The sequence below is a fragment of the Paenibacillus pinisoli genome (assembly GCF_003605435.1).
Lineage (GTDB): Bacteria > Bacillota > Bacilli > Paenibacillales > Paenibacillaceae > Pristimantibacillus > Pristimantibacillus pinisoli.
The window spans coordinates 830333-856118 of sequence record NZ_QXQB01000002.1 but is presented as its reverse complement, the minus strand read 5'-3'; the positions used below and the strand labels follow the sequence as shown (position 1 = coordinate 856118).

The window sequence follows — 25786 nt, the reverse complement described above, 5'->3', positions numbered from 1 at the left end:
ACACCTGATGTATTCCTTCTCCATGTGACTTATTTAACTTCGAATGTTTTGCAGTCTGTTTCCGACGATGTGCTAGCTTGCTGCTTGGATACGATGTAAATTTGTTCAGCAGCGCACTTGTTGCCGTTGCTCCAGTGACGGCAGGAGTCGACTTCACAAAGAACGTCTTTAGCCATTGCGGACACCTCCTTATGGAATTAATGGAAGACACAAATGGAATACAGCAAGGCGATACCCAAGTTCGCACCTTGTCATCGCTAGCATGCATGTCCCTTTTTCGCACAAAGGGCTATTTGTGTTTCATACTTAATAATACATTGAAGTTGGGCGAAATCGCAAGCGGTTCACCGCTGCTGCACAGAAGTTTCATAGGAATTTCATAGATGATTCAATAAGAACCCGTTACGCTGTGTTCAAGCGAAGCGGGTTTATTTAATGCCGGACCAAAATAAAGGCGGCGCGGACTTTTGTGATGAGGCAAAAATCCGTATAATAGGACGCATGGGTTGTATGAGAAAGGACGGAATCTAACATGAACAATATTGTATCTATGGCATGGGTGAAAGAGCAAATAGGAGCGCCGGACGTCGTCATTGCCGATTGCCGTTTTGTACTTGGCAAGCCGGAGGCAGGGCGCGAGGCTTATGAAGCATCGCATATTCCGGGCGCGGTCTATCTGGACTTGGAGAAGGATCTGTCTGCACCGGTAGATGAGCATGGCGGACGTCATCCGCTGCCGGATATATTCGATCTAACTGTGGCGCTTAGCCGCGCAGGGATCGGCAATGAGACGAAAGTGGTGGCTTACGACGATCAAGGGGGAGCGATGGCTTCCCGGCTGTGGTGGCTGCTGAAATATTTGGGACATGAGCAAGTGTATGTCATGGACGAAGGGTTCGATGCATGGACCCATGCAGGATATCCTGTGACGGACGAGGTGATTGAGCCAGCTCCAGTGAAATTCCTGGCTGTGGTGGAGCACAGCATGCTGGTGGAGATGGATCAGGTGCAGGAGCTGCTGGGCAAAGAGGGCGTAACGCTGATCGATTCCCGCGAAGCGCCGCGTTATCGCGGCGAGGCAGAGCCGATTGACCGTGCAGCGGGCCATATCCCAGGCGCCATCAATCGCTTCTGGAAGGACGGCCTGTCGGCGTCCGGCAGCTGGAAGGATGGAGCTGAGCAAGCGGAACGCTTCTCCGATCTGGACAAAAACCGCGACATCATCGTGTATTGCGGCTCCGGCGTAACGGCAACTCCGAATGTGATCGCCCTGCAGGAAGCGGGCTTTACGAATGTAAAGCTGTATGCGGGGAGCTGGAGCGATTGGATCTCGTATAGCGAGAATCCGGTGGCTACGGGGGATGAGAAGAAGGCTTAGTCAGCATAGTAGTATCTGAATTGGAGTACATCGCTCATGTGGCGGTGTACTTCTTTGCGTTGGGCTGAGGGGTGTTGAAGTCAACACGGAGTCAACGCTCAATATCTGGAAATAATTACAAGAAATTCGAGCCAAAAACCCTCTCGGATGTCTTCGATATATCGTACACCATCTTGTAGGGCATAAGGAAGGCCAGCAAATCATGCTCTTGAAATGGTTACTGGAGTTGCGGAATAATCAAGTCAAAAACTCAAAATTCAAAATTGTTCATTCAACATAGTGCCAACATTCGAAAAGAGAGGTTTAGGAAAAAATGGATATATGTTATCTTTTATTTGGAATAACAAAATTGTAATGGAGGTCTATGATCTTGAAAAGGTTGAAAGAATACTGGGTTAAGACTATTACAATAATGGTTGCGGTTTTTTTGTTTATAGTGGTCGGATGTTCTGAAGAGAAGGCGGGTATGGATTTACCAGAGTTTTTAGAAGCGGAGATCCCAAAATTGATGGAACAAAATAAAGTTCCAGGCGCTGCGATCGCAATTATCCATCAAGGGCACATAAAGTGGGCGGAAGGATTCGGATATGCCGACGTAAAACAGAAAATTGAAGTTGATGAAAATACGATCTTTCAAGTGGCGTCCAATTCTAAGCCGGTAGCCGCTTGGGGAATAATAAAATTAATAGAGCAGGGAAGGCTTGAGCTAGATATGCCAGTAGAAAATTATCTATCCAGATGGCATATTCCCGATAGTGTGTATAACAAGGAAGAAGTCACGATAAGAGGATTACTAAGTCATACTGCAGGTTTGTCCTTACATGGCTATCCCGGATATCCTGAAGGTGAAAACCTACCGACTTTGGAAGAATCATTAAACGGCAAGAATAGTGTGGATGAAGAGGTTAAGTTGGTTTATAGTCCGGGAGGACAATTTCGATATTCAGGAGGGGGATACACGCTGCTTCAATTAGTCGTCGAGGAAATAACGGAGCAAACATATTCGGAATTTATGAAAAACGAGATATTAAATCCGTTAGACATGAACGATAGTTTGTACGCTCTACATTCTGAAGAGGTTCGGAACCTCGCTGTTGGGTATGAACAAACGGGAGAAGCGTATCCAATAATTTCCTACAGAGAATTGGCAGCAGCGGGACTTCATACGACTGTCATTGATTATTCGAAATTTGTAGCAGCTTTAGTAAAAGATGAAGACGAGAAACAGCCTGCCGGTAGAAATATATTGTCCGAGGAATCGTTAAATACGATGTTTACACCTGTAATGAACAGATATGGATTAGGGTTCTTAATTATCTCTAACGAAGACCACGAGTTAATAACTCATGGAGGCACGAATATAGGCTACCAAAGTAACTTTTATATGAATAGGAAAAGTGGAGATGGAATCGTAATCTTAACAAACAGCGACTCGGGAAATAAAATGATTCAAGAAGTGATTAATCAAATTGTGAAGTGGGAAAATATAAATCAGAGTAGCTACAAATTTGGTTTGGAGTTAATTATGTAGAATTCAATCTGAAAGCTGGGGCGATTGGATTTCGTACCCACAGACCCCCATTGCCACCGGTGACGAAGAATAGCCGAGAAAGGCTAAATTGAGTCCACGTGTGAAAATCTGTATCCGATGAATAGCAAGAACAGTAATATTATGCTCCCCATACGGTGGACAGGTGAAAGATCTAAACCTGCCGTTGCATGGGGAGCATTTTAATGTTGGGAAGGCGCCTCCTTCATCTCTGGGTGGAAGATAAGGAACTGGAGCAAGTTGTTGCTTGAGATGCTTTCAATCGCGAGACCAGTCCCGCCGCAGCGAGAACATTTCCCTCAGCGCATCCGTCGACAGCTCGGTTATCCAGCCCTCCGAGCTGGTGATGATGTTGTCGCTTAGCTGCTGCTTGCTCTCTAGCATCTCGTCGATGCGTTCCTCAAGGGTGCCGAGCGAGATGAATTTATGCACCTGTACGTCGCGCGTCTGGCCCATCCGGTAGGCTCGGTCAGTCGCCTGGTTCTCGACGGCCGGATTCCACCAGCGGTCGAAGTGGAAGACATGGTTCGCCGCGGTCAAGTTAAGCCCGACGCCACCCGCCTTGAGGGAGAGGATGAACACGTTCGGCTGCTCGGAAGGCGGAAGGTCGCGAGACTGGAACCGTTCGACCATCCGGTCCCGCTGCACTTTCGGCGTGCTGCCGTTCAGGTACAGCACGGGCTCGCCCAGCTCGCGCTGCAGAACATTCTGAATCATTGTGCCCATACCAATGTATTGCGTGAAGATGAGGCAGCGCTCGTCCGCCTCGCGCAACTCTTTGACCATCGCCAGCAGTCTCTCGAGCTTGGAGGAGCGGGCGATGATCGCCTCCGTCTGTAGAGGGCTATCCTCTGGATCCATTCCCGTCTCCTCATCCAGCAGAGCCGGATGGTCGCATGCCTGCTTGAGCCGCGTAAGCGCCCCGAGAATCGCGCCTTTACGCTGGATGCCGTCGAGCTTCTTCAGCTTTTCGAGCAGCTCCTTGACGCAATTGTCGTACAAGGCAGCTTGCTCGGACGTAAGCGGCACATACGTTTTCATCTCGTTTTTGTCCGGCAGTTCGAGCTGTATGGAGGGATCCTTCTTCTTGCGCCGCAGCATGAACGGTTTTACTAGCCGCTTTAGCTCCGCCGTGCGACGCCCGTCCTGTTCGCGCTCGATCGGGGTGGCGAAGCGGTCCTGGAACGCCTTGGCGGTCCCGAGATAAGTGGGCACGGTGAAATCGTAGATCGACCATAGCTCCGCCAGCCGATTCTCGATCGGCGTCCCCGTAAGCGCGATGCGATGCAGTGCGGGAAAGCTCTTGACCGCCGCGGCCTGCCTGGTCCCGGCGTTTTTGATATTCTGTGCTTCGTCCAAACAGACGGCGCCCCATTGGAACGCGGCCAGCGTCTCCTGATCGAGCGAGGCGGTAGCAAAGGAGGTCAGCACGACGTCAACGCTCCGGGCCTCTTTCCGAAACTCATCTCCGCTCTTTCGCCCGGAGCCGTAGTGCATGGCCACCCGCAGCGATGGGGCGAAGCGGGAAATCTCCTTCTGCCAGTTGCCGAGCACCGACGTGGGGCAGACGATTAGCGAAGGGAGCCGCATGCCCTCGTCGGCCTGCTCCTTGGCGTGCAGGAGATAAGCAATTAACTGGACCGTCTTGCCGAGGCCCATGTCGTCAGCAAGACAGGCCCCTAGCCCGAAGCGTCGGAGAAAGGCCAGCCAGGCGAACCCTTCCTGCTGGTAGCTGCGCAGCTCGGCACGCAAACCGGCCGGCGGATCGAGCCGAGGCCATTCGCGCTGCTGATTGATTTGGGCAAACAGCCCAGTCAAATGCGCATTGAGCTCGACTTCGAGCTCAATGCGGGCGGCATCGGCCCCGAATGTCTCCGCGCTGGCGCCCGTCGCCCCGCCATCCGCGTGGCCGTCCGTCTGGCCCTGCGAGAGCAGATGCAATTGCAGCACATCCTGGAAGCTCAATCCCTGGCTCTTGTCCATGCCATCCATCATGCGGCGGATCTGGGCGATCAACGCCGGGTCGAGCACGATCCAGCGGTCCCGAAACTTTACGAGACGCTCCCCTCTCGCGAGCAGTTCGTCGAACTCCTCCTCGTTCATCTCGGCGTCGTCAATGGAGATGCGCCAGTTAAAGTTCATAATGGCTTCCAGACCGAATAATGACTTGCCGCCGCCGCGTTTTTTGGATTCGTCCTCCGACTGCACCGCTGCGCGCAGCCGCGGCTTCTTGCGGCTTGCAGCTTCCCACCATGCGGGCAGCAGGACCTGCCAGCCGGCTTCAAGCAGACGGCGGCTGTCCTCGTTCAGGAACCGCCAGGCCGCTTCGTCGTCAAGCGGCTTGACAAGCACGTCCTCGCCGCGCGACAGCCGATCCTGCGGAAGGCTGGCCCGCAGCCGTTGCAGCCAACCGTCCGAGCGGCTATGGATAGCTTCCGCCCATGCGTCAGGCCATTTGCCAGTCACCGAGCCTTCGTCTCCGAGCCGCACTCTGTGGAGCTTAGCCGGATCGCTTTTGTCCTGCAGCACGAGCCGCAGCCGCCAGCGGGAGTGCTCGTCACCCTGCCATGGTTCCATTAGCTGCAGCAGGGGGCGGAATGGCGCGACATCCGCTTTCCAGCCGATCTGCATAAGCCAGGTCTCGTCGTCAAGTCCCGCCGTTGCGGCCGCCGCGTTCTCGCGCGCGAACAGAGCCGGGAATTCCCGGCGCAGATCCGCCTCGTCCGGCTCCGTACTGTAGAACCGGCTCGTTAAGGCCGCCGAGAAGGCTGCCATTAGCCCGTCACGCGCCTCATCGCTCCAGTTGCCGCGCTTCAGGTCCAGCTCGTCGCGGCGCGCCTGTCCGAAGGTCGCGCAGACCGCAGCCGCATCCCAGCTCCAGCGCAGGGTGCCTCTGCGGTAAGCCGCAAGGTCAGGCGTGTACAGCCCTTTCTCCAGACACTCGTTCAAGAGCGGCGCCAATGCGGCCAAGCGCGCGGCATCGTCTTCCCACTTCCACTCGATATGCGCCAGGAGCGGCACTGAGGCGAAGAAGGCAATGAGTTCTTCGGCGGGCAGTACGACGGCCTCGAGCTCCCCGATGTTGACGAGCTCCAGCTCGGTGCCATAGAAGGACGGTTCGTGCCAAGCGAACAGGCGATGCTTCAGCTGGGGTCCGGTCCACTCCCGCAGCGAATCCGGATCCGCGAAGAACAAAGCATCGCCATGCGACGTCAGAACCATTCGAACCGCGATGGCATCCAGGTTATACGTAGTGGTCGTCATGGGATTAGCCCTCCTTTTCGCAGTTCTTCCTGGAGGGCTCGCAACCGGCTATTCCGGCTGGCGAATGTCTCGATGTACGCCTCCCATCGCTGCTCGCGCTTCAGCTTCTTGTACAGCTTGGCCAGCCGCTTGAGCAGCTTGACCGCCCGCTTGTAGCCGTCGCGGTTTTTGGACAACACGTAATTTTCCACACCGTGGTGGTAAAAAGGCAGCAGCGACTCTGGAGCCTCCTTCTCGATAGGCTGCAGATCCTTCGCTCGAAAGCCGAGCGGATCGCTGCCGAGGCTAAGCTGGTAATCGATCCACTGCCGGAAGCGGCCATAGCGCATTAGGTTCTCCACGTACAGGCTATTGCAGTAGGGAGGAAGGCTCGCGATCGCGCTCCACATTCGTTCCTCGGCCTCCGGCAATTGCTTGACGACGGCATCCCAGTAGCGGCCATATGCGTCTAGGCTGCCGGGACTGCGCCCGACCTGCTCGTTCGCGCATTGACTCAGCCAAGCTTCAAGCCGTGTCCATTCGCCGTTCTCCTCCAGAAGGCGCAGGAAACGAAATACCTGCCTGGGCTCTAGTCCATGCCGCCCCGCAGCATCCAGCAGCTCCCAAGCCTCCTCATCCTCTCCCAGCCAGAAGCGCATCCAGGCTAGAGCGACGAGCGGGAAGAGCTTATTTTCCTTGCCGGATCCCTCGGCCAAATGGGTTAGCTCCTCCTTGAAGAGACGAGGGATGTCCGCAGCGGATGATACCAAGATCAGCCACAGCTCCACGTAGATATCCAAATAGTCTGGAGGGGACCCTGCACTCTCCATTGCCGTTTCACGAATGTATGCAGCCGTCTCCAGTAGTCGCCCCTGTTGCTTGACCGCGATCTCAGAAGGCAAGCCGTTATGGAGTTGACTCTCGATGGCATGCAGCGTTTCGGATACCGCCAACTGCGCGAAGTAGCCTAAGTGGCGGCCGGTCGATTGCTTGCGGAGCAAGAACAGCCCGACGTTCAGCTCGAACAGCCAAGCCTCCTCGGGTGTCAACTCCGACATGAACGGGCGCACCATGGATAGCACCTCGGTGCCATAATTTTTTTCGTACGGGGTATTCGCCGCTTCACGGGCGCAGCTGGCTATCAGGTCCTGCCACTGGGCAACGCTCAGCCCGATCGGCGAATTCGAATCCATTGTCGTCATGATGGCGGATATTCCTTTCTTGAGCTTGACCGCTCGTAGATCCGTTCCTTCATTATAACGATAAATGGTCTCGATGGCATACAGCGCAAAGATCATTGATCTAACAGGCAGAGGATCACGATTGCGGTTTGCTAGCCAAAAGATTAGGATTTGAGTGTTAGGGACAACAATACGGTTGTCCCTGACATGACCCCATAAAAACCATCGGCTTACGGCCAACCGCAACCCTTACTAACGCGAAGAAGACGATGTTCATGCCGAAACAGTTCTTTAATAAAGGAGTTGTGTCAAATGAATAAGAATAAAAGTGCAGAAATGAAACGATCTTCAAAAGCAGAAATCTTTCAGAAGATGTACTTAATAAGCTTGAGAAAGATATAGGGATTCACACATTTGTCGAGCGAAATAACTTAATGGATTGGTTAATGGCTAATCACCAAAGACAAGAAGAAAATTGCATTGATGGAGTTATGGGAAAATAGTCCTTCTGCTCTCCAGCAATTGAAGTCTAATATTCAGCAGGAAGAGCCGGAAGGAATGGGCTACACTTGGTGAGAAAACGGGTCTTTATAAAGAGTATGATGTGAGAATAAAGGAATTCAAACTCTCAATATGGACAAAGGATCTGAAAGTAAGCTTCCAGATCCTTTTTGCTTGTCAGACATTTGACAACAGAACGTAGGAATTTACGACTTGTTGTCGAATTTACACTTCATTACTCATTTTCTGTCTTAATTCCGGAGGGTACCCAATGATTGTTGCAACGAAGATGCATATTCCTCATGAACGGCATACTTTGGTTATTCGCTCGGATCTGATTCGTCTGCTAGATGAGGGCATGGATGCAAAGCTGATGTTCGTATTCGCTCCATCCGGCTATGGGAAGACGACGACGTTAAGCGAATGGGCCAGACAAAGAGAAAATTCTGTTGCATGGGTATCGCTCGGCAAGCAGGACGACGATTGGATTTCATTCTGGAACGCGGTCATTGCTTCGATCCAGAATCGAGTCGAAGGATTTGGGCGGACGGTCGGGCCGCTGATAGCTCAAGGGCCTACTGCGTCCTCCGCATCTATGGAACCGGCAATGACTGCGCTGTTGAACGAGTTGAATCTATTGCCAAGCGAGCTCGTCATTATGTTTGACGACTATCACCTGGTGACGATGCCAGCCATCCAGAAGTCGATGAGCTATTTGCTCGAATGCCTTCCAGACCATATTCATTTATATATCGCAAGCCGTAGCGACCTTTCTTTCCCGACAACAAGATTATTGGCAAAAGGTGAGATGCGGCGGATTACAATCGAACAATTGCGGTTCCGATTAGAGGAAGTGTCTGAGTTCTTCCAAGAGACGACGGAATTGAAACTGTCAGCGGAGCAACTCCACATTCTGTACAACCGAACTGAAGGCTGGATTAGCGGCCTGCGTCTGGCGGCCATCTCCCTGAAACGGAGGGGCAATGTGGCTGAAATGATCCGCCAATTCAGCGGTCGGCAGCAGCTCGTATCTGATTATTTGCTAGAGGAAGTCATTCGCGATCTGCCGGAGGCGATGCGCGATTTTTTGCTGCAAACTTCCGTGTTAAGCCAGATGAATTACGCCTTGTGCGAGGCGGTGACTGGCCGGTCGGGAGGCCAGCAACAGCTGGAGCAATTGGAACAGCTTCAGCTATTCATTATTCCGTTGGACGATCAACGGGGCTGGTATCGTTATCACCATCTGTTGTCTGATTTTCTGCAGTCGATGCTCGCCCGAAATGAGCCGGAGTTGTGGGCTCGGGCGAACGGGCGTGCCGCGCAATGGCTCGAAACGAATGGCTTTGTCGAAGAAGCGGCAGAGCATTATTTGGCAGGACGGCATTATGAAGATGCCGTCCGTCTGATTGAGGGTCATCTAAATGAGCTGCTTATTGGCGGTAAAAACGTCGTCGTTGCTCGATGGGTGATGAAAGTGCCTGAGCCATACGTATCGGGTAGGCCATTCCTTGAGCTTTTTTATTTGTATGCGATGGTTGGGGTTCGGCAGTTTAGTGGCATTCTGGATCGAGCGGAGCGGCTTAGAAGTCGTTTCGAAGCGATGAAGGATCATATGGACGCTGACGTATGGTGCGCGACGATGGGAGAAATATATTATATCTGCGCTTCCGCTGCCTATGTATCCAAAGACCTTGCCCGCACAGCTGAATATTTTATCCGCGGTGATCAGCTGGCGCCTGAGCACAGCTTGTTTATTCAAGGCGGTAACAATAGACATTATTCTGTAGAAGAGTTTGATGACCATCTGTGCTACATTAACGACTATCATGGCGCGGCACAATTTTTCGACAAGATGACGGGTCATTGGCAGACTCAAGTGAATCATCCGTTTGCGACGCCAATGTATGCGTCATACGCCAAGCTGTTGTGCGAGTGGAATCGGTTAGAGGAAGCGGAAGTTTGGATTAACCGAATGAACCGAGCGGACGGACTCGCGCCGGTTCCTCGAAATATCTATCAACTGGATGTGGCGGCTTCGAGAATACAACAAGCGAAAGGAAACTCGCTAGAAGCCAAGGCGCTGCTAGAACAACTGAAGCTGAAGATCAATTCACCGGACTATGAAATATTTCTACGCAAAGTCGAAGCGGAGCAGGCCAGACTAGCAGTGCGTCAAGGCGACTTGTCGTCTGCTCAGCGATGGTTGGAGCAATGCGGGATGTCACACTCGGACGAAGCAACTTTGGATCAAGTGCCTGAACAGCTGACGCTCGTTCGCGTGCTTGTGGCATGCGGACAATGCGAACCGGGGCTATCTCTCGCAGAGCGGCTGTATCATCTGCTGACGAAGGAAGACCGCTTGCGCGACCGAATTCAAGTTCTAATCTTGCAAAGCATGGGGATGTATCTTGATGGTCGGACGGAGCAGGCACTGATGAAATTGGATACCGCCCTGCGTCTTGCAGAGCCGCAGGGGTTCATCCGCAGCTTCGTGGACGAAGGATCGGCGATGGCGGAGCTGATGTCTATTTATGTGCGGTCGTATGGAGACAAGGATGGGGGATCGAATGATGTGTCCGGTTATGCGTGTCTTGTACTAGATGCGTTCGATGTCCATCTCGCACTTCCACGAATGAAAATTCGATGTTTTGGACGGTTTCGCGTAGAGACAGAGGACGGCGCTGCGATCAAGTGGCGGACTTCTAAAACCGAAGAATTGATGGCCTTTCTTCTTCATCATCGCGGTGAGACGGTGAGCAGAGATCGAATCCTCAATTGTTTGTGGGGAGAAGTAAACGTTGACCGGGCAGGGGCCCAGTTTAATACGACGACTCACTATTTGCGAAAAGCTATAAGCCAAATGGGACTTGACGGTATCGTTCAGCATGTAGAAGGCGGTTACCGAATCGATATGACCCGATTGGACCTTGATATCGAGGAGTGGGATCGGTTGCTGGCCGCTCAGGCGCAAATCGATGACATTGCATTGCGTGACTATGCCAGGGGACTTGTTCAATTTTACGGACAGGGCTATCTGGCGGGCACTTCGTATGAGTGGGCAGAGCCGACGCGAGTTCGCCTGGGAAGCGAGTACGTCGCGATGTTGCTCCGCCTCCATGACCGTGAGAAGAAGGAAGGGCATTATGATGTCGCTGCGGAGCTGCTGCGGGAGGCTCTTGCGCATGATCCGCTGAACGAGTATATCCATGAACAGCTTATTCGCGTATTCGTTTTAGCAGATGACCGTATTTCTGCAATCAAGCAATACGAAGCGCTAAGGGTAATGCTGTTAACCGAATTCGGGATTGAGCCCAAGGACGCAATAGGGACACTGCTGGATTGTGGCGGATAGGAACATCACGAATACCTGATGAAGCGATCTCATTGTTTAGGCTTTGTTTAGACTGACTGTGATAGAGTCAAATAAATTGCTTTGACACTCACAACAGGAGGGATAAATCCGATGAGAAAAAAAATCATCAGTTTTTCGCTGGCGGTATTACTCGGCTTGAGCGCTGTCATCGGCTTTGGAGGCAGCGCGTCTGCGAGGACGTCTGCTGACTTTACGGACTTAAAGGATCTGGATGCGGCAACGAAAGCCAAGTTTGACGCTATGATTAGCGCAGGGATTTTCGATGGCATCAGCGATACGACGTTCGGGTTGAAGGAGGAGATGAACCGCGCGCAGTTCGCCAAGGTTGCGGCATTGATAACGGGCATTGAAGTCAATAAAGATCTGAAGACGTCCAGTTTCAGCGACGTCTTGGCGGATGATGCCGCCAACGGATATGCGCTGCCTTTCATCGAAGCCATTAAAGCTGCTGGCATTACGGATGGTTATGGCGAAGGCACATACAATCCGGCTGGCAAAGTGACCAAAGAGCAGTTGGCTACGTTCTTGGTTCGAGTGCTAGACAAAGAAGCGGATGCAAAAACGAAGACTGGCGACGATAATACGGTATCCGGCTGGGCACAGGGTTATGTGGCCTTGGCGTTGGAACTAGAACTATTACCGAATGGTATCGACGGAACGTTCGGCGGCAAAACCAACGCAACACGCGATCTGCTCCTTACAGGCGCATACGAAGCCAAGCAACAGTACGTTGCACCTGGGAAAGTGGGCCTTACGGGAGCAAAACAGGTCGGAGCAAAGAAGATCAACGTGACCTTCAATAAGCCGGTCGACACACAGAAGGCGAAGCTTTCTGTCTCGAAGGGGAGTTACTCGGTCGCTTGGTCGGATGATAAGAAGAGCGCTATCTTGACCTTTGACGACAATTTGGTTGCAGGGGAGTATACCGTTGCTTTGTCTGGTCTTGATGCTGCGGATGTGGACAAGGTTACCGCAAGTTTGACAGCAGAAGCCGAGAAGATCGTTAAGATTGAATTTATTATCGGCTCAGATACAATTCCCTACGCAGAGCAGGTTGCTATTCCGTTTAAGGCTTCTAATCAGTTCGGGGAAGCGGTTCAAGCTCCCGAACTAGACGTAAATACTAACGTCACTGCTCAGGTTGACCTCAATCGTATGGCTGTTGTAGTGGATACCACGAGTGTAATGCAAGGTGATTTGATACCTATAACTCTAACTAGTACAAATAACAACGATACTGTCACTGTCTCTAAAAGCTTTAAAGTTGGACATGCGCCAATTGTTGCTAAAATAGAATGGAGTGGCTTGCTTCGTGACTTGAACGGTCAAGAAGTAACGCAAGCTGAATGGTCTCGTAATTATCATGTGAACTTCAACGCGTATGATCAATATGGTTATTTGATATTGCCGTCGTCGTCTAACCCGTTGTCTAGTGCTTCTCTCACATTCTTCCCGTATCTTCCAGCTTCCATTGGAACGATAGATACGGCGCGCACCGGTGAACCAGGCACCTTCTCGGTACCTTTCACAATGCCGAGTGAGGGTATATTCAAGGAATACACTCTCACTCTATATGTGATTACGTCGTCTGTCACACTGAAATTCAATGTTGTGACTGAGCCGCCACAACCAACACCAGCACTACCGTCAACATCGATACCAACGCCAACGCCAACGCCAACACCAACGCCAACACCAACACCGCCAGCTTCGGAGGAAGCGCCGTTGCTGGATATTAGCAACCTCTCATTCGGCTCTAATGGCCCGGGCTTTGGGAATATCATGGGAACAATTACGTTGCCAGCGGGAGCTACCCAGTTGATGATCAGCACGAGCAGTTCGCCATTTGTGACTCCTGCGATTGGTGAAGTCAAGTCCGGATATACGTCTTGTGCCGTGGCAGGAAACATGCTTCAAGGATATTGCGACTACAGCTACAGCAGTGAAACGTATTATGTTGCATTGGCAGCAACGGATGCTTCTGGTCAAGTGGTAGCATTCGCAACGATCCCAATGAGCGGCAATCTAGAGCAGCCTCAGCCAGAAAATGCAAACGTGACATTTGCGCCGGTGCAAGCTGGACCTGTATCGTCACTATCATTAACATTTAATTCACCCGAACTGAATGAAACAACACTTGAGAATACATCGACTCTTATTGATTCAGTTACTGTCAATAGTGGTGGCTCGAGTACAGATCTAACGGTTACTCAAGTTCAATGGATACCAGGTATGCCACAGCTCCTTATCACACTGGATCCGTCAACAATCCTTCTGCCTGGTGACACGATTACGGTCACATTCGCTTCAGGGGCCTTAATAGATTCAAATAATGTCCCTCTCACGACAACTGTATTCGAAACAACCGTTAGCGTTTAGTTTAAATCAAGCCCAGAGCCTTCCCATCGCGGAATGTAGCCACTGAAAAAGTCTAATAACTAAAGAAGGTAGGGCAGCTGCGGGATAGGTGAAAGGATTGTAAATAATTTTGAAGCCCGTGTTCCTGTTGGTACACGGGCTTATTTGTGTTTACCATTGAAGGCGCCCTGAATGGAGTCCTTAGTATTCGCTGTTAGCGTGATAAGGGGCGCCGAATCATCGCCATTTGGCCTAAGCGCCCCGGCGATGTTTTTTCATGCCTCGAAGTCAACACGGAGTCAACGAACGAGTCAGAAAAATGTTTGTGGAAGTATTTTCTTTAGGAGTTCCCGCAAATAAGTTTTAATATGTTACGATTTTCTCATAGAGTTCCATCAAATGGAGTTAGTTATAATACTTTTCATATTATGCGGGAGAAGGAATTTCCCTGGCATGCGGATCAATATATTCAAACGGTAAGAGGCTTGGGCTATAAGCTCAAGATGCAGTGTTCTTCAAAGGGAAATCAAAGGTTCATCCATTATAATCTTTCTTAACATAAATAAGGAGGATACAAAGCATGAGCTTTCTGCGACAAATGTTTAAGAATACTCGCTTGACCTTCCTGGTATTGCTAGCTTTCTGTTTACTGCTAACCTCTTGTGATGGCGACTATACACCGGTAGAGATGCAGAACACAACAGTGTCGCCTAATCCGTCTGAGGTGACCGATTCGAACGAGGCTGTGTTCAATTACGAAGAAACCCGGAAAATTGCAATGGAGAAGGCTGATCTTCTCACGAAGGCATACGACACGAACAGTGTGCAGTACGCCATTATCGATCAAGGCAACATCGTCGTATCCGGCCAAATGGGAAAGAATGATGAGCAAGGACAGAAGCCGCTCACGAAAGACACGATGTATGGGATCGGCTCGATCAGCAAAATATTCACCACGGTTGCCGTCATGCAGTTGGTCGACCTAGGGAAAATCGATCTAGATACGCCGGTCGTCCAGTATATCCCCGAGTTTACGATGAAAGACGAGCGCTATAAGCAGATTACGCCGCGTATGCTGTTAAATCATTCTTCTGGTCTGAACGGAACGTCGGGGGGAAATGTCTATCTATTCGAAGATAACGATACTTACGCTCACGACACACTGCTGGAGCGGCTGGCCGGACAGACCTTGAAGGCGGACCCGGGCGCTTACTCGGTATACTGCAATGACGGATTTGCGCTGGCCGAGATTCTGGTCGAGTATGTCAGCGGCATGGACTTTACTTCTTATATCCATCGATATATTACGGAGCCGCTAGGTATGGACCATACACTAACGCCGCTCGATTCTCCGAACACGGCCGAGATGGCGGGACTCTACTATTATCCTGGCTTTACAGGACAACTTCCCAACGAAGCGGCCAACGTAATCGGGTCAGGGGGCATCTATTCTACTGCGGAGGATTTGGCTCGATTCTCGCAACTATTTACAGGGGGAGCAGAACAATTCTTATCCGGCCAATCAGCTGCGGCCATGACCCAGAACGAATTCAAGACGTCTTTGTGGCCTGATGATGCGGATAACTCCATGGAATACGGTCTCGGCTGGGACAGTGTTAATCTGTATCCCTTCAGCGAATACGGGATGAAGGCGTTGACCAAAGGCGGGGACCTTGTTCTCTACCACGCATCGCTCGTTGTGCTTCCCGAGCAGGATATGGCGGCAGCTGTCGTCACTTCCGGCGGATCAAGCGGATACAACGGGCTTCTGGCGAACGAGATCCTGCTTCAGGCGCTGAAAGAGAAAGGGACAATTGCCGAGTTCAAGGCTGAGAAGTCGTATGGCGTGCCGGTAAAGGCCGATATGCCGAAGTCCATGCTGCAGTATGCGGGGATCTATGGCTCGTCTACTGGAACGATGAACATTCAGATTTCGGAATTCGGCCTAATGTCTGTCACTCCGGAGCAGCCGCCCAATAATCAGGCCCAGTCCTATAGATATACATCGGACGGCACGTTCCGGAGTAAGGACGGGAATGTGATGGCCAGCTTCGTAACGGAGGAGAACGGCCGCACCTATTTCCAGATTAACGGGTATTTTTCGCCGCCGGGTCTTGGGCAGACAGCCTATTCTATGTATTCTGCCGAGAAGCTTCAGCCTGGGGTTCTTCCGACAGAGACAACAAAGGCATGGACGAAGCGCGATGGCAAAAAATATTATCTGTTGAATGAGAAGTATACGTCGGTCGTTTATTTGATCATGCCGCCTTATCAATTGAATGTGTCCAAGCAATTGCCGGGGTATGTTTTGGATAAACGTATAACAGGCCCCAATACGGCAATCTCCGAATTGCAAATTCCGGGAATGAATGGGCGGGATCTCACAGGTTTAACGTTCTTTACGGAGGAAGGCGTGGAGTACTTGGAACAAGGCGGAAGAATCTTAATGAGCGAGGATTACGTGAAGCCTCTGAATGTCGCCAAGAAGTCAATCGTTACCATTCCATCGAGCGGATACGCCGAGTGGTATACGATAAGTGAGCAAGACGGCGGCAGTACAATTAAGGTGAGCGTGCCCTCGAATGCCTCTTACGTCATTTATGATGCGAATGGCAAATGCATCTACTTCAGTATCATTGAAGACAAGGTTCAGGTTGAGTTGCCCGCGGGAGGATCCATTGTTTTCGCCGGAGATGCCGGTGCGCAGTTCGAGATTTCTGCTCAGTAACTAATCCAATGGCTGCGCGATTGGACTTACCACCATGAAGTCGGTTATTGCTCTTGGGATGTTTTGGCTAGAGTCACACTTCCGCTTCGCCTACAATATGATGATTCTAGAAATCTAAAGAGGTGAGCCAATGGCAGTTGTAAAAGCCAGGGAACAGGATATTAAAATGTTGGCGAGGTTGCTTCGCGCTGAGGCTGAGACTGAAGGCGAAATGGGCATGCTTCTTGTTGGAAATGTTGGCATTAACCGAATAAGAGGGGACTGCTCCGATTTTAAAAACATCCGGACGATTCCCCAAATGATTAATCAGCCGCATGCGTTCGAAGCATTGCAGCATAGTTTGTATTACCAGAACGCAAGAGACCGGGAACGCCGTCTGGCGCAGCGGTCTGTGAATGGGGAGCGGAATTGGCCGGCCAAATTCTCCTTATGGTACTTCCGCCCAGGATCGTTCGAAAATCCCGGACCATGCCCGCCAACCTGGTATAATCAGCCGCTCGCAGGCAGATGGAAGAAGCACTGTTTCTATGAACCAACCGCGGAAGAATGTGAAAACATATATAATACGTATTAAAATGGATAACATCGCTAAGCGGAAGTATGCGCCTGGCGATGTTTTTTTAATTCAGAATATCACCCTGGAAGTTATTCGATGAGGCCCAATTCTTCATATAGCGTTCGTGACACTACACCGTTAGGCCGTAAATGCCGATCGCGTTGAAATCTTTTGATAGCTGCTGTAGTATCTGAGCGGAACTTCCCGTTGCATTCGCCTGCAAAATATCCGCTGCTCTTCAATCGGGATTGAATTAATTGCACATCGCCGCCAACATCCCCTTCGGCCAAATCTCTAGGTTCATGATTCATGTCCCCAAGCACATGCCCGTGTATGGTAACTTTTGTGCCAATCGGGATAAGCTCATATAATTGCAGTACATCCGCATTATGCATACGAATGCAGCCATGGCTTTGATGCTGGCCGATAGAATGAGGCCTGTTCGTTCCGTGTATTCCATAATAGCCCCAAGGAACGTTAAGTCCCAGCCAACGCGGGCCAAAAGAAGGGCCCCAGTTCTTCCCCTTATAAACGATTGTGTAATCCCCAACAGGGGTGGGCGTAGAAGGGTTGCCGACAGCAACTCTAAACTTCTTAATTATTTTTTCTTCTTTAAATACCGTGAGGCGGTGTTGGAGGGGGAAAACTTCGATTCTGTATTCACTTGTTGGCGCGTAAATGGGCAGTGGATCTACATCCGTATTGATTGCTAATACAGGTACAGGCCACGCCAATACAATAAGCGGCAGCAAAAGCATACATATTAAATATCTCATGCGTTATCACCGTTCGTGTCATTAGATTGAGGTGCTTTAGCTTTATTGCAGACTAGATATATGATGTCCAGCCTCATGAAAAATATTACATCACATGCTGACTCTAAATGCCCATCAAAACCGGTGAATGTGTAACGATAAGAAAAGGGGAAAGCAACGACATGTGACCGCTTCCTAGGCTGCGGCGTTATATAAGTTTTTGTTTCTTATTTATACCTATTTTTATATAATATAAGCGATTTGCTATTTATTACATCAATGAGTGTGCTGATTTCCTTATCGATATCCTTCGCAGAGAGGAGGTGAGATTGATGAAAAAGGTCATATTATTAGTCCTCATTGCGATGTTTGCTTTCACCAGCTCGGCTTCTGCCGCTTATACTGTAGTATCGCAGGATACGAGATATGGGCTGGTAGGTCACTCCAAATATGCTTACTCCGTGACTCTCTCGGGAGAGCCTAATACTCAAGTGACCGTTACTTTGATGTACAAAGGACCTTGGGGACAACTGGACCCTATCACTGGCTCCAGCGTCACCGTCACGCTTAACGCCGGCGGATACGCTACGGTTAACAGCCCTGATCTATATTGCTGCAGCGCATCTAATGCTAATCCTTATGATAACCCTGTAGTGGTACAAGCCCAGTTCCAGGGCAGCTATGGTTCTGTGTTTTTGTTTTCTTTACAGCCTAAATACTAATATGTTGTCGTATCGTACGCGAGTTTAGGACTGCTACAGGCTGCTGAGAGGCAGGCTGCTGCAGTCCTCTTTGTTGTTCCTCCTTCAAGTGCTTATCAGTTCCAAAGGCATAAAGGCATAATTCCCGTCCTTCACAATGCTGCATTGGCGAACAGGAATAGGATGCTTGAAGATGGGGCCGTCGATTACGGTGGTATGGAACTCGCCGCCTTCCCCGCACGGGTCAATGCCACGAGCCTGAAGCTCCTTAATGTAGTCGTAAGTTAATATTCGTCCCAAATCTTCTTCCCGCATTCCGAGCGATAGATTTACAGTGACCAAAGTCGATTTGAAGCCGAGATCAATAAACTCTTTGACAGCTTCATAATAATTCATTCCCCATAGCGGCATGCCAAGCTTTAGTCCGGCATTTTGGGTAACCTTGTCATGCCAGCAGTCCTGAGTGGGTACATCCAGATCTCCTGTGACTAACACCTCTGCGCCTTGACGTTTTGCATATTCTAAAAGATCCATAAATTTGTTTTCATAGTCGTCCCAGCTAGAAGCGGCAGTATAGAGGGGCAAGCCGATAGATTCAGCTTGGGCATGAATAAGCTCTGGAGGCATGCCATGGGATCTGGAACGTTTCCCTTCTTCCTCCATCATGACGATGAGTCCCATCGCTTCTCCAACCATCATAGATTTATACAGAGCCAGGACGCTATCTTTTCCCCCGCTAAATGAAGCTATAAATTTATGCCCATGAGCGCCATTTTTCCAGTTCACCGTTTTTATCAATTCTATCGTTCTCCTTTGTTCTGTGTCCTGGAACTTGATTCACAAACAGGGTACAACCCTCTAGTGGTCTTTAAATCGGGAGAGCCGGCAAGGGGCTAATTCGTGTCTTGCTTCCCGGTCGATGATTTCATTCGCAGCGAGACGGGCAATCAGCGGCGCGAGCTGCCGACGCCAGACAATCCCCGCGCCAATAATTGCGATTTTTTGTTTTTGCAATTTTCTCCCCCCATTTTGACCAATTGTAACATAGGTGCCGCGTTAACCCTCATCATCATAAGAGAAGCGTTGTCCCCAGGAGCAAAGCGGCTGCGCAGGAGATAAAAAAAGCCCTCATAAACTAAACGGCTTTCAAGCGTTTGGTTTATGGGGCCATATGTGCCGAGCTTGTTTTTAATAATAGTAAGGTGCCGTATACACAGAGGAAAAGTCGCTTTCCCCGTCGGGATAGACAGCAATATATTTGATATAATAGGTAGTTCCGTTTACGACCGGTCTGAACGCTACACTGGTGTTGAACGAATATTGAGGAAGGTACTCGGTGTACGGACCATCGCTTGTTGTCGACCAGAATACTTTTACCCTTGTGGCGTTCGCCGGCTTGGACCAAAACAACATCATATCGGAAACATAGTTGTAATGGGAATTTCCTCTAGGCGCTTCAAGATACGACATCGCATTCGCCTCGGCGGAGGGAGCGCTCTCTCCCGCAGTGTTAATGGCTCGGACGACAATGTAATAGGGGATCCCTGATGTAAGGTTCGTTACCGTGTAGTTTGTCCCTGCTACGTTGGAGGCGACCAAGCTGTATTCGCTGCCGGACACGGTCGACATATACACATTATATCTTGCCGCCCTGGCAGATGCATTCCATTGCACGGTTGCTTGCTGATAGCCGTTCGTAACTCTTATGTTAGCGGGCGTATCAGGAGGCGGCAGTACAGGAGCTGCCGACAAAGAATTGGAATAGGAACTTTCTCCTCCAGCATTGACCGCTCGTACTACAAAATAGTAGGTTCTTCCGTTTGCCAGTTCCGTTATCGTTGCAGTTGTACTCGTAATATTGCGGGCAACTTCAACATATTGCGTCCCCTGTATAATGGAATAGTATACAATGTAGCTTGTTGCCTTTGGCACGGCCGTCCATGAGAGAGTGACTTGCATGTCTCCGGATACAGCCTCGTTTAATACAGGAGCGACCGGAGCGGCAACTTGCGGTGTCGCGGAGGTTTCGGCTGAAAACTCGCTTTCACCGCCGGCATTGACTGCCCGGACGACAAAGTAATACGGCGTACCATTGGATAACCCGGTTAAGGTTGCAGTAGTTGCCGTTACATGAGTAGCCGCTTCCTCGAACGCCGTCCCGGATACGGTTGATTGATATACCGTATAGAACAATGCAGCAGCCGAAGCTTCCCAAGTCAACGTGACAACAGTATCGCCGCTAGCTGCAATCAAGCCTGTAGGGGGTTGAGGCGTCGGTATCGGCGTCGGTGTTGGCGTTGGCGTAGGGGAAATTGTCGGCGTTGCTGTAGGGGAAGGCGTTCTTGTTGGTACAGGCGTTGCCGTAGGCGAAGGAGCCCATGTTGGTGCTGGCGTTGCAGATGGCGTTGCTGTCGGTTCGCTTGACGGCGAAGCAGAAGGCGCGGCGGACGGCTCGGGGCTCGGGCTTGCCGGCAACTGCATGAGCCGCTGGGCTTCATTGAAATAAACCTCATGATTGGTCATGAATTCATAAGCGAGTCTGGCCGCGGCTTGCCGCTGCGCCTTTTCCTTAGGCTGAATCGTCATGGTTCCATCTCTGTCGATTATGCCCCGGATGAGTCCGATGCGATTCGCAAGAGCAGTATAAGGCTTCGCCCAATCCGATACAAACTCCGAATCGGCGTATGTTTCTTCTAGTGGAAGCTTGAGGGCGATTTCCTCCAATCCTAATGCGCGAACGAATAGAGCCGCTAATTCTTCTCTAGTGATGGAAGCTTGCGGATCAAATATACCGGGAGCAGTTCCGTTTATGATTCCTGCATTTGAAAGAGCGCCTACATAGCCGATATACCAAGCCGAGGTGTCGACATCCGTAAAAACAGCAGCTTTGTCAGGCATCTCCTGTAAGCCAAGGAGCTTAGCGATTACGGCGGAGAATTCGGCTCTTGTTATAGAGCTTGCCGGCTTGAAGCTGCCGTCGCCATAACCGGTCATGATGCCGGCCTCGACCAATGCGGTGATTTCATTGTGCGAGTATGAGCCGGCAATATCGGTCAACGGTGCTTTTTCCGCGTAAGTTATGACGTCCCAATATCCAAATCCGTTTACAGCGATCATAGATGCAATAACAAGCCATATCATTCGTTGCCTTAAATTCGTATAATTAACTTTCAGCACGGTTGTCGCCCTTTCCCGCTCATATTGGTATTTAAAAATACGAAGAATAATATAGCAGATATGATCTTTTAATACTATTAACTAATGTTAATTTAATTGATGTTTTATCCTCGCAAAAAATGAAGATATGACAGAGACCTGCTTGTTCTTTTATAATGATTATAAATTTTGGGAATGCAAGCGAAAAACAATGGAATGTGATGCGAGGAGGTTAACTCATTGAACAAGAAGGAATGGATTCACAGATGGGAGCCGGAGCAAATCGCTGCCGTGAATAAGGCACTGGCTGCCGTAACAGGAAAACAAAACTTGCACAAAAAAGACCGTTCTTTCCCTCCATCCCCATTCGGACAAACGGATGCGGGGTTAGAGGACTTTCGAGGGATTGTTCTGACCGAGGCGCTGCAGTATCTCACTGTGCAAAACCTCGATCTATCATATGCCATTTTCGAGCCGACTGGCGGCCTGATCTACTCTACTTTTACGAATTGCCGTTTTGACGGGGTCAAATTAGATGGCAGATTCATCACGAAGATATTCAAGCATTGTTCGTTTCATAAAGCCATTCTCAAGAATGCTGCGTTTGGCGAGCAGTTTGAGGATTGCGATTTTACAGGCTGCAATGTGAGCTATACGAAAGGAAGAGACGTATCGTTCATCCGCTGCCAATTCTCCGGCGCTAACTTTCGCGGTGCACATCTTATGTATTGCAAATTCGAGGAATGTATCTTTGAAGGCGCAAATATGAACAACGGGTCTTTTGCCGGCAGCCGATTTCTAGGAGAGGAACAACATCTTCCCGATTGGGGGACGATGATTACGGAATACGTCAAGGTGAATGGAAATGCTCTATCTATGGATCGCGAAGATCGAGGAATATGAATTTGGAGGCCGATTTCTTGCAAGAAAGAACCTATTCGATTGGTGAAGTAGCGAAGATGATAGGGGCTAAGGTTAGAACGATCCGTTACTACGATGAGATTGGCTTAGTAAGGCCCGCAAGCCATACCGAGGGAGGGCACCGGCTATATACCGCGGAAGACATATGGCGATTGGAGCTTACTGCAACGCTGCGTTATCTGGACTTCAGCATCGAAGAAATCAGCCGGCTCTTGTCTGGGGCATTATCGGTCGAGAAGGCGCTGGATTGGCAGATTGAATCTCTTTCTATCCAGGCTAGCGCCCTCGGCAATATGATTTCGATCTTGCAGCAAGCCAAGCGGCAGCAAGGGGACTCCATGCGTCACCTCTATGATTTTGTGCAAGCCAAAGCATCCCATGTTGATCAAAGAAAGCAGTTTATTGCAGATAAGGTGGCGGCTTCCGATTTGTTTGAAGGGGTTCCTGCAGAATGGCAGAGTCCCATGCTGCATTACTTCAATAAATATATTGTAGGTCAAGAAAAAACAACAGCTCAGCAAAGAGCGGCCTGGAATGAGCTGCAAGAAATCATTAACGATCCCCAATATATCAAAGATACGAAAAACACCAACTTTGCATTCTTTATACAAGAGCTTCAGCCCCGTTATGATGCAGATACATGGATCAAGAAGTTGGATCATATCTATGCCCGGTTGAGTCAGGCGTGGGAGGCCAAGAGATCCCCTGACAGTCCTGAGGTTCAGTCGATTATTGAAGAGTCGGTCTCGTTATATGCGAATGCCGAGCAAACCATCTATAACGCGGATTTTCTGAAATCCTATTTTGAGCATGCCGAGCAGACGCGCTCGCCTCTTATTGAGCGTGTTAATAGGCTATGCGCTATTATGAGCCCGCAATTAAACTTGCTTTCAGAAGGAAATATCGTCTACTTCCAAAACTTGCAGCGGAAGCTGAATCCGTAATGTATACATGAGAACAGCCCCAAAGCCAAGGCTTTGCGGGCTGTTCGGGCGTTCGGATTAATCAATCCTGCAATATCGTAAACTCCGGGTATTCTCCAATATGCTGCTCGATTAGCCGGAATGGCTGCTGTCTTAGATAATGATCGAAGAAATCTTGCGAATACTCGTTGATAAGGTTAAGGCCTTCTCGAACATCGCGTCCCTGCATTAATTGAAACAGGGGGGAGAACAGAACCATATCGGTGAAGCTGAGGTGCGTGGTCTTGTTCAGAATCATCCAGTAGTTGCCGCCTTTCGTGACATGGTCGTACCGCGGCAGCACTTCCTTCATCATATCGATCGGACTGTCTTCCGACGGGCTATTCAAGCTCTCTACACTGGAATCGGCACTCATCATCATAAACGGCTTATTCAGCCCTTCTTCCGGAATACGCAGCTCGCCATATAATGCGCCATCCATATTTAGCGCTGCCTTTATCCTTGAATCTGTCATTAAGGCTTGCATGCTTGTCGCCCCGCCGAAGGAATGGCCGAACATCCCCACATGATTCATATCCATCCGGCCGGTAAAGCGCTGCTCCGGATCATTCGCCGCCAGCTCCTCGACCTGATCTAGCACAAACCTGGCATCTTCCACCCATTGTTTATTAGCATGATCCAAGACGGCGATGGACGTGATATCTGGCATTTTTAAAGGCGCCACATGCCCGTCTGGGAAAATAGAAGCGGTGCTGCTGTAGGTATGGTCTATGCCGACCACGATGTAACCTTGGCTGACCAAATGCTCGACCTGAAAGGTGTTTTGCATCTTATTCCCGGTGAGTCCGTGGGAAAAGAGCAGCACAGGATAGGATGCTTCCTTATCGGACATTGCCGCATTCTCTATCGCGTGCGTCTTGACATAACCGATTGAATGGAACAGCAGCTTGGGGAAATTCAACATTTGGCTATACCCTTCGGCAAAAACATCGATGTCCGAATGATAGGCTTGCGTTTTTCCTTTTGCCTTTGCGTCAGCAGGATACCAGATTTGCACCATTAACCGGCGTTTGCCGTTGGTATCCGGTGTAAGGATTTCGTCACGCTCGTTATCTGTCCAGTCATAGGCGACTGTGCCGATTTTGTAGGGGCCGGCCGGTTTCTCAAAGGCGAATACCGGAAGCAAGAGCGGCAGCGCTACAGCTGACGCTGAGCAGATAACAGCCAGCGCTGTCAATAGAATACGCTTCACCAGCAGGGATTTTCGCCCAATCTGTTCCTTATTCTTGGCGCTGCGCAACGATCTGACAGCGACGATCAGCAGCGGTAATGCCGACATCAGATAAGCGGGAATCATCGGCCAGCGCATCCCGTCCAGGATTCCGTGTACCAGCAGGATAACGGCGGAAACGCCGAATCCGAGGAGAAGGGAGCGCTGCGGCTTGTTCTTGGCGAACAGAATCCAGAAGACCAGCACGATATTGACTACAACCAACAACATTTCCAAAGACCTCATAAGCATTGAACCTCCAACTTCATAGTAACTGCAGCTGCTAGCTACTATGAAGCTTACAACCTCCAGCAGGTGAAGATTCAACCCCTATCTGCCGAACCGCTTTTCTGCGGGAATTTGTAACAAATGAGGCAATAGAACGTATGAAGAGCAGGAGATAGCCCAATTAAATTAAAGGAGCATTCAGATGAAAACATATATAGTATTTGGCGCAAGCAAAGGATTGGGAGATGCATTTGTAAGAGGGGTGCCCCAGTCAGGCGATAAAGTATGGGTGGTTGCTCGCAGCAAGCCCGAGAGCTTGGATATAGAGGATGGTATTCAGCGCGAATGGATACCTGCAGATTTGTCTGATCTTCATTCAGGTGCGCTTGTTAAAGAGAGGCTGCAGAGCGAAACCTTGGATGTCCTCATCTACAATGTAGGGATATGGGAGAAGGAAGGCTTTGAGGATCACTATACCTTCGATAACGATGAGCCTGCTGACATCCAGAATTTGATTCAAGTGAATATTACCTCCGCCATTGTATGTATTCAAGCCTTATTGCCCCAGCTTCGGCAATCTGAAGCAGGCAAAATCATTCTGATCGGTTCGACAGCAGGCTTGAACAATGCGAACAGCAGTCAGGTTTCTTTCGTTGCTTCAAAGTTCGCTATACGGGGAATTACAGAGGCGCTTAGGGAGCATACGAGAGGGGACGGCATTGCTGTGACGTGTATCAATCCTGGCGAGCTGGCCGCCGAAATTCCGTATGAAGAAGGAGCCGAGCGTGCCCTTGCCGCCTATGGCGGCACACGAATTCCGCTTCAGGATATGGTGTCCATCGTGAGATGTGTGGTTAGCTTGTCCAAAGCATCCTGCGTGAAGGAAATTAATATCCCGGCGCTGATGGATACCAATACATAGCAATGGAAGGGATGAACAGGAGAGACTTGATAAATGCCCGGTC

At 50.1% G+C, this 25786-nt stretch carries 18 protein-coding genes and 1 pseudogene; 11 read left to right on the top strand and 8 right to left on the bottom strand.

Going from position 1 to position 25786, the window contains the following annotated elements:
* Nucleotides 1-29 precede the first annotated feature (29 nt).
* Complete coding sequence (locus D3P09_RS11185; RefSeq protein WP_120109803.1) at nucleotides 30-176, bottom strand: DUF1540 domain-containing protein; 147 nt, start codon at nucleotides 174-176, stop codon at nucleotides 30-32.
* 356 nt (nucleotides 177-532) lie between these two features.
* Here D3P09_RS11185 and D3P09_RS11180 point away from each other — a divergent pair, with 356 nt between their 5' ends.
* Together D3P09_RS11180 and D3P09_RS11175 are read left to right on the top strand one after the other, a co-directional pair.
* Complete coding sequence (locus D3P09_RS11180) at nucleotides 533-1378, top strand: sulfurtransferase (RefSeq protein ID WP_120109801.1); 846 nt, start codon at nucleotides 533-535, stop codon at nucleotides 1376-1378.
* A gap of 370 nt (nucleotides 1379-1748) precedes the next feature.
* Nucleotides 1749-2909 (top strand): serine hydrolase domain-containing protein, encoded by a 1161-nt coding sequence (locus tag D3P09_RS11175; RefSeq protein ID WP_165867399.1) that lies wholly within the window; start codon nucleotides 1749-1751, stop codon nucleotides 2907-2909.
* 276 nt (nucleotides 2910-3185) lie between these two features.
* Here D3P09_RS11175 and D3P09_RS11170 read toward each other — a convergent pair whose 3' ends face one another.
* Together D3P09_RS11170 and D3P09_RS11165 are read right to left on the bottom strand one after the other, a co-directional pair.
* Complete coding sequence (locus D3P09_RS11170) at nucleotides 3186-6191, bottom strand: DEAD/DEAH box helicase (RefSeq protein ID WP_120109797.1); 3006 nt, start codon at nucleotides 6189-6191, stop codon at nucleotides 3186-3188.
* Entirely contained in the window at nucleotides 6188-7372 is a 1185-nt protein-coding gene (locus D3P09_RS11165; RefSeq protein WP_120110757.1) for a hypothetical protein, read from the bottom strand. Before D3P09_RS11165 ends, D3P09_RS11170 begins: the two co-directional genes overlap by 4 nt.
* 323 nt (nucleotides 7373-7695) lie before the next feature.
* On the opposite strand from D3P09_RS11165, the pseudogene D3P09_RS28075 reads away from it, so the two are divergent.
* The 5 genes and pseudogenes from D3P09_RS28075 to D3P09_RS11140 all read left to right on the top strand — a co-directional run.
* A pseudogene (locus tag D3P09_RS28075) lies at nucleotides 7696-7949 on the top strand (DNA alkylation repair protein); the annotation flags it as partial.
* Nucleotides 7950-8123: 174 nt separating this feature from the next.
* Nucleotides 8124-11204: an AfsR/SARP family transcriptional regulator gene (locus D3P09_RS11155; protein WP_120109795.1), complete on the top strand. Its 3081-nt coding sequence runs from the start codon at nucleotides 8124-8126 to the stop codon at nucleotides 11202-11204.
* 111 nt (nucleotides 11205-11315) lie between these two features.
* Nucleotides 11316-13604: an S-layer homology domain-containing protein gene (locus D3P09_RS11150; protein WP_120109793.1), complete on the top strand. Its 2289-nt coding sequence runs from the start codon at nucleotides 11316-11318 to the stop codon at nucleotides 13602-13604.
* 667 nt (nucleotides 13605-14271) lie between these two features.
* Entirely contained in the window at nucleotides 14272-16311 is a 2040-nt protein-coding gene (locus D3P09_RS11145; protein WP_120110755.1) for a serine hydrolase domain-containing protein, read from the top strand.
* Between the two features lie 130 nt (nucleotides 16312-16441).
* Nucleotides 16442-16885, top strand: a complete 444-nt coding sequence (locus tag D3P09_RS11140; RefSeq protein ID WP_120109792.1) for a cell wall hydrolase — start codon at nucleotides 16442-16444, stop codon at nucleotides 16883-16885.
* A gap of 71 nt (nucleotides 16886-16956) precedes the next feature.
* On the opposite strand, the gene D3P09_RS11135 is transcribed toward D3P09_RS11140, so the two are convergent.
* A complete protein-coding gene (locus D3P09_RS11135; protein WP_243644079.1) occupies nucleotides 16957-17625 on the bottom strand; it encodes a L,D-transpeptidase family protein in 669 nt (222 codons plus the stop codon).
* Nucleotides 17626-17954: 329 nt separating this feature from the next.
* On the opposite strand from D3P09_RS11135, the gene D3P09_RS11130 reads away from it, so the two are divergent.
* Nucleotides 17955-18344 (top strand): hypothetical protein, encoded by a 390-nt coding sequence (locus D3P09_RS11130; protein WP_120109789.1) that lies wholly within the window; start codon nucleotides 17955-17957, stop codon nucleotides 18342-18344.
* A gap of 84 nt (nucleotides 18345-18428) precedes the next feature.
* On the opposite strand, the gene D3P09_RS11125 is transcribed toward D3P09_RS11130, so the two are convergent.
* The 3 genes from D3P09_RS11125 to D3P09_RS11120 all read right to left on the bottom strand — a co-directional run bounded on the left by D3P09_RS11125 (nucleotide 18429) and on the right by D3P09_RS11120 (nucleotide 21500).
* Nucleotides 18429-19121 (bottom strand): Dph6-related ATP pyrophosphatase, encoded by a 693-nt coding sequence (locus D3P09_RS11125; RefSeq protein WP_120109787.1) that lies wholly within the window; start codon nucleotides 19119-19121, stop codon nucleotides 18429-18431.
* A gap of 60 nt (nucleotides 19122-19181) precedes the next feature.
* A complete protein-coding gene (locus D3P09_RS27650) occupies nucleotides 19182-19337 on the bottom strand; it encodes a hypothetical protein (protein WP_165867349.1) in 156 nt (51 codons plus the stop codon).
* A 174-nt stretch (nucleotides 19338-19511) separates the two neighbouring features.
* Entirely contained in the window at nucleotides 19512-21500 is a 1989-nt protein-coding gene (locus tag D3P09_RS11120; RefSeq protein WP_120109785.1) for a fibronectin type III domain-containing protein, read from the bottom strand.
* A gap of 219 nt (nucleotides 21501-21719) precedes the next feature.
* On the opposite strand from D3P09_RS11120, the gene D3P09_RS11115 reads away from it, so the two are divergent.
* Nucleotides 21720-22382 carry a pentapeptide repeat-containing protein gene (locus D3P09_RS11115; RefSeq protein WP_120109783.1) on the top strand — a complete coding sequence of 221 codons (663 nt, stop codon included), beginning with the start codon at nucleotides 21720-21722 and terminating at the stop codon, nucleotides 22380-22382.
* Nucleotides 22383-22399: 17 nt separating this feature from the next.
* Nucleotides 22400-23344, top strand: coding sequence for a MerR family transcriptional regulator (locus D3P09_RS11110; RefSeq protein ID WP_243644077.1), 945 nt, complete (start codon nucleotides 22400-22402; stop codon nucleotides 23342-23344).
* A 61-nt stretch (nucleotides 23345-23405) separates the two neighbouring features.
* On the opposite strand, the gene D3P09_RS11105 is transcribed toward D3P09_RS11110, so the two are convergent.
* Complete coding sequence (locus D3P09_RS11105) at nucleotides 23406-24839, bottom strand: alpha/beta hydrolase family protein (RefSeq protein WP_120109780.1); 1434 nt, start codon at nucleotides 24837-24839, stop codon at nucleotides 23406-23408.
* 184 nt (nucleotides 24840-25023) lie between these two features.
* Between D3P09_RS11105 and D3P09_RS11100 the strand changes: the two genes are divergently transcribed.
* The gene (locus D3P09_RS11100) at nucleotides 25024-25743 is read left to right on the top strand and encodes an SDR family NAD(P)-dependent oxidoreductase (RefSeq protein ID WP_120109778.1); all 720 of its coding nucleotides are present in this window, start codon (nucleotides 25024-25026) and stop codon (nucleotides 25741-25743) included.
* Nucleotides 25744-25786 lie beyond the last annotated feature (43 nt).

Coding starts and splice junctions, on each gene's coding strand:
- D3P09_RS11180 (WP_120109801.1), top strand. CDS start 533: ATGAACAATATTGTATCTATGGCATGGGTGAAAGAGCAAATAGGAGCG.
- D3P09_RS11140 (WP_120109792.1), top strand. CDS start 16,442: ATGGCAGTTGTAAAAGCCAGGGAACAGGATATTAAAATGTTGGCGAGG.
- D3P09_RS11105 (WP_120109780.1), bottom strand. CDS start 24,839: ATGAGGTCTTTGGAAATGTTGTTGGTTGTAGTCAATATCGTGCTGGTC.
- D3P09_RS11135 (WP_243644079.1), bottom strand. CDS start 17,625: ATGCTTTTGCTGCCGCTTATTGTATTGGCGTGGCCTGTACCTGTATTA.
- D3P09_RS11170 (WP_120109797.1), bottom strand. CDS start 6,191: ATGACGACCACTACGTATAACCTGGATGCCATCGCGGTTCGAATGGTT.
- D3P09_RS11165 (WP_120110757.1), bottom strand. CDS start 7,372: ATGACGACAATGGATTCGAATTCGCCGATCGGGCTGAGCGTTGCCCAG.
- D3P09_RS11155 (WP_120109795.1), top strand. CDS start 8,124: ATGATTGTTGCAACGAAGATGCATATTCCTCATGAACGGCATACTTTG.
- D3P09_RS11185 (WP_120109803.1), bottom strand. CDS start 176: ATGGCTAAAGACGTTCTTTGTGAAGTCGACTCCTGCCGTCACTGGAGC.
- D3P09_RS11130 (WP_120109789.1), top strand. CDS start 17,955: ATGAAAAAGGTCATATTATTAGTCCTCATTGCGATGTTTGCTTTCACC.
- D3P09_RS11150 (WP_120109793.1), top strand. CDS start 11,316: ATGAGAAAAAAAATCATCAGTTTTTCGCTGGCGGTATTACTCGGCTTG.
- D3P09_RS11100 (WP_120109778.1), top strand. CDS start 25,024: ATGAAAACATATATAGTATTTGGCGCAAGCAAAGGATTGGGAGATGCA.
- D3P09_RS11145 (WP_120110755.1), top strand. CDS start 14,272: ATGCAGAACACAACAGTGTCGCCTAATCCGTCTGAGGTGACCGATTCG.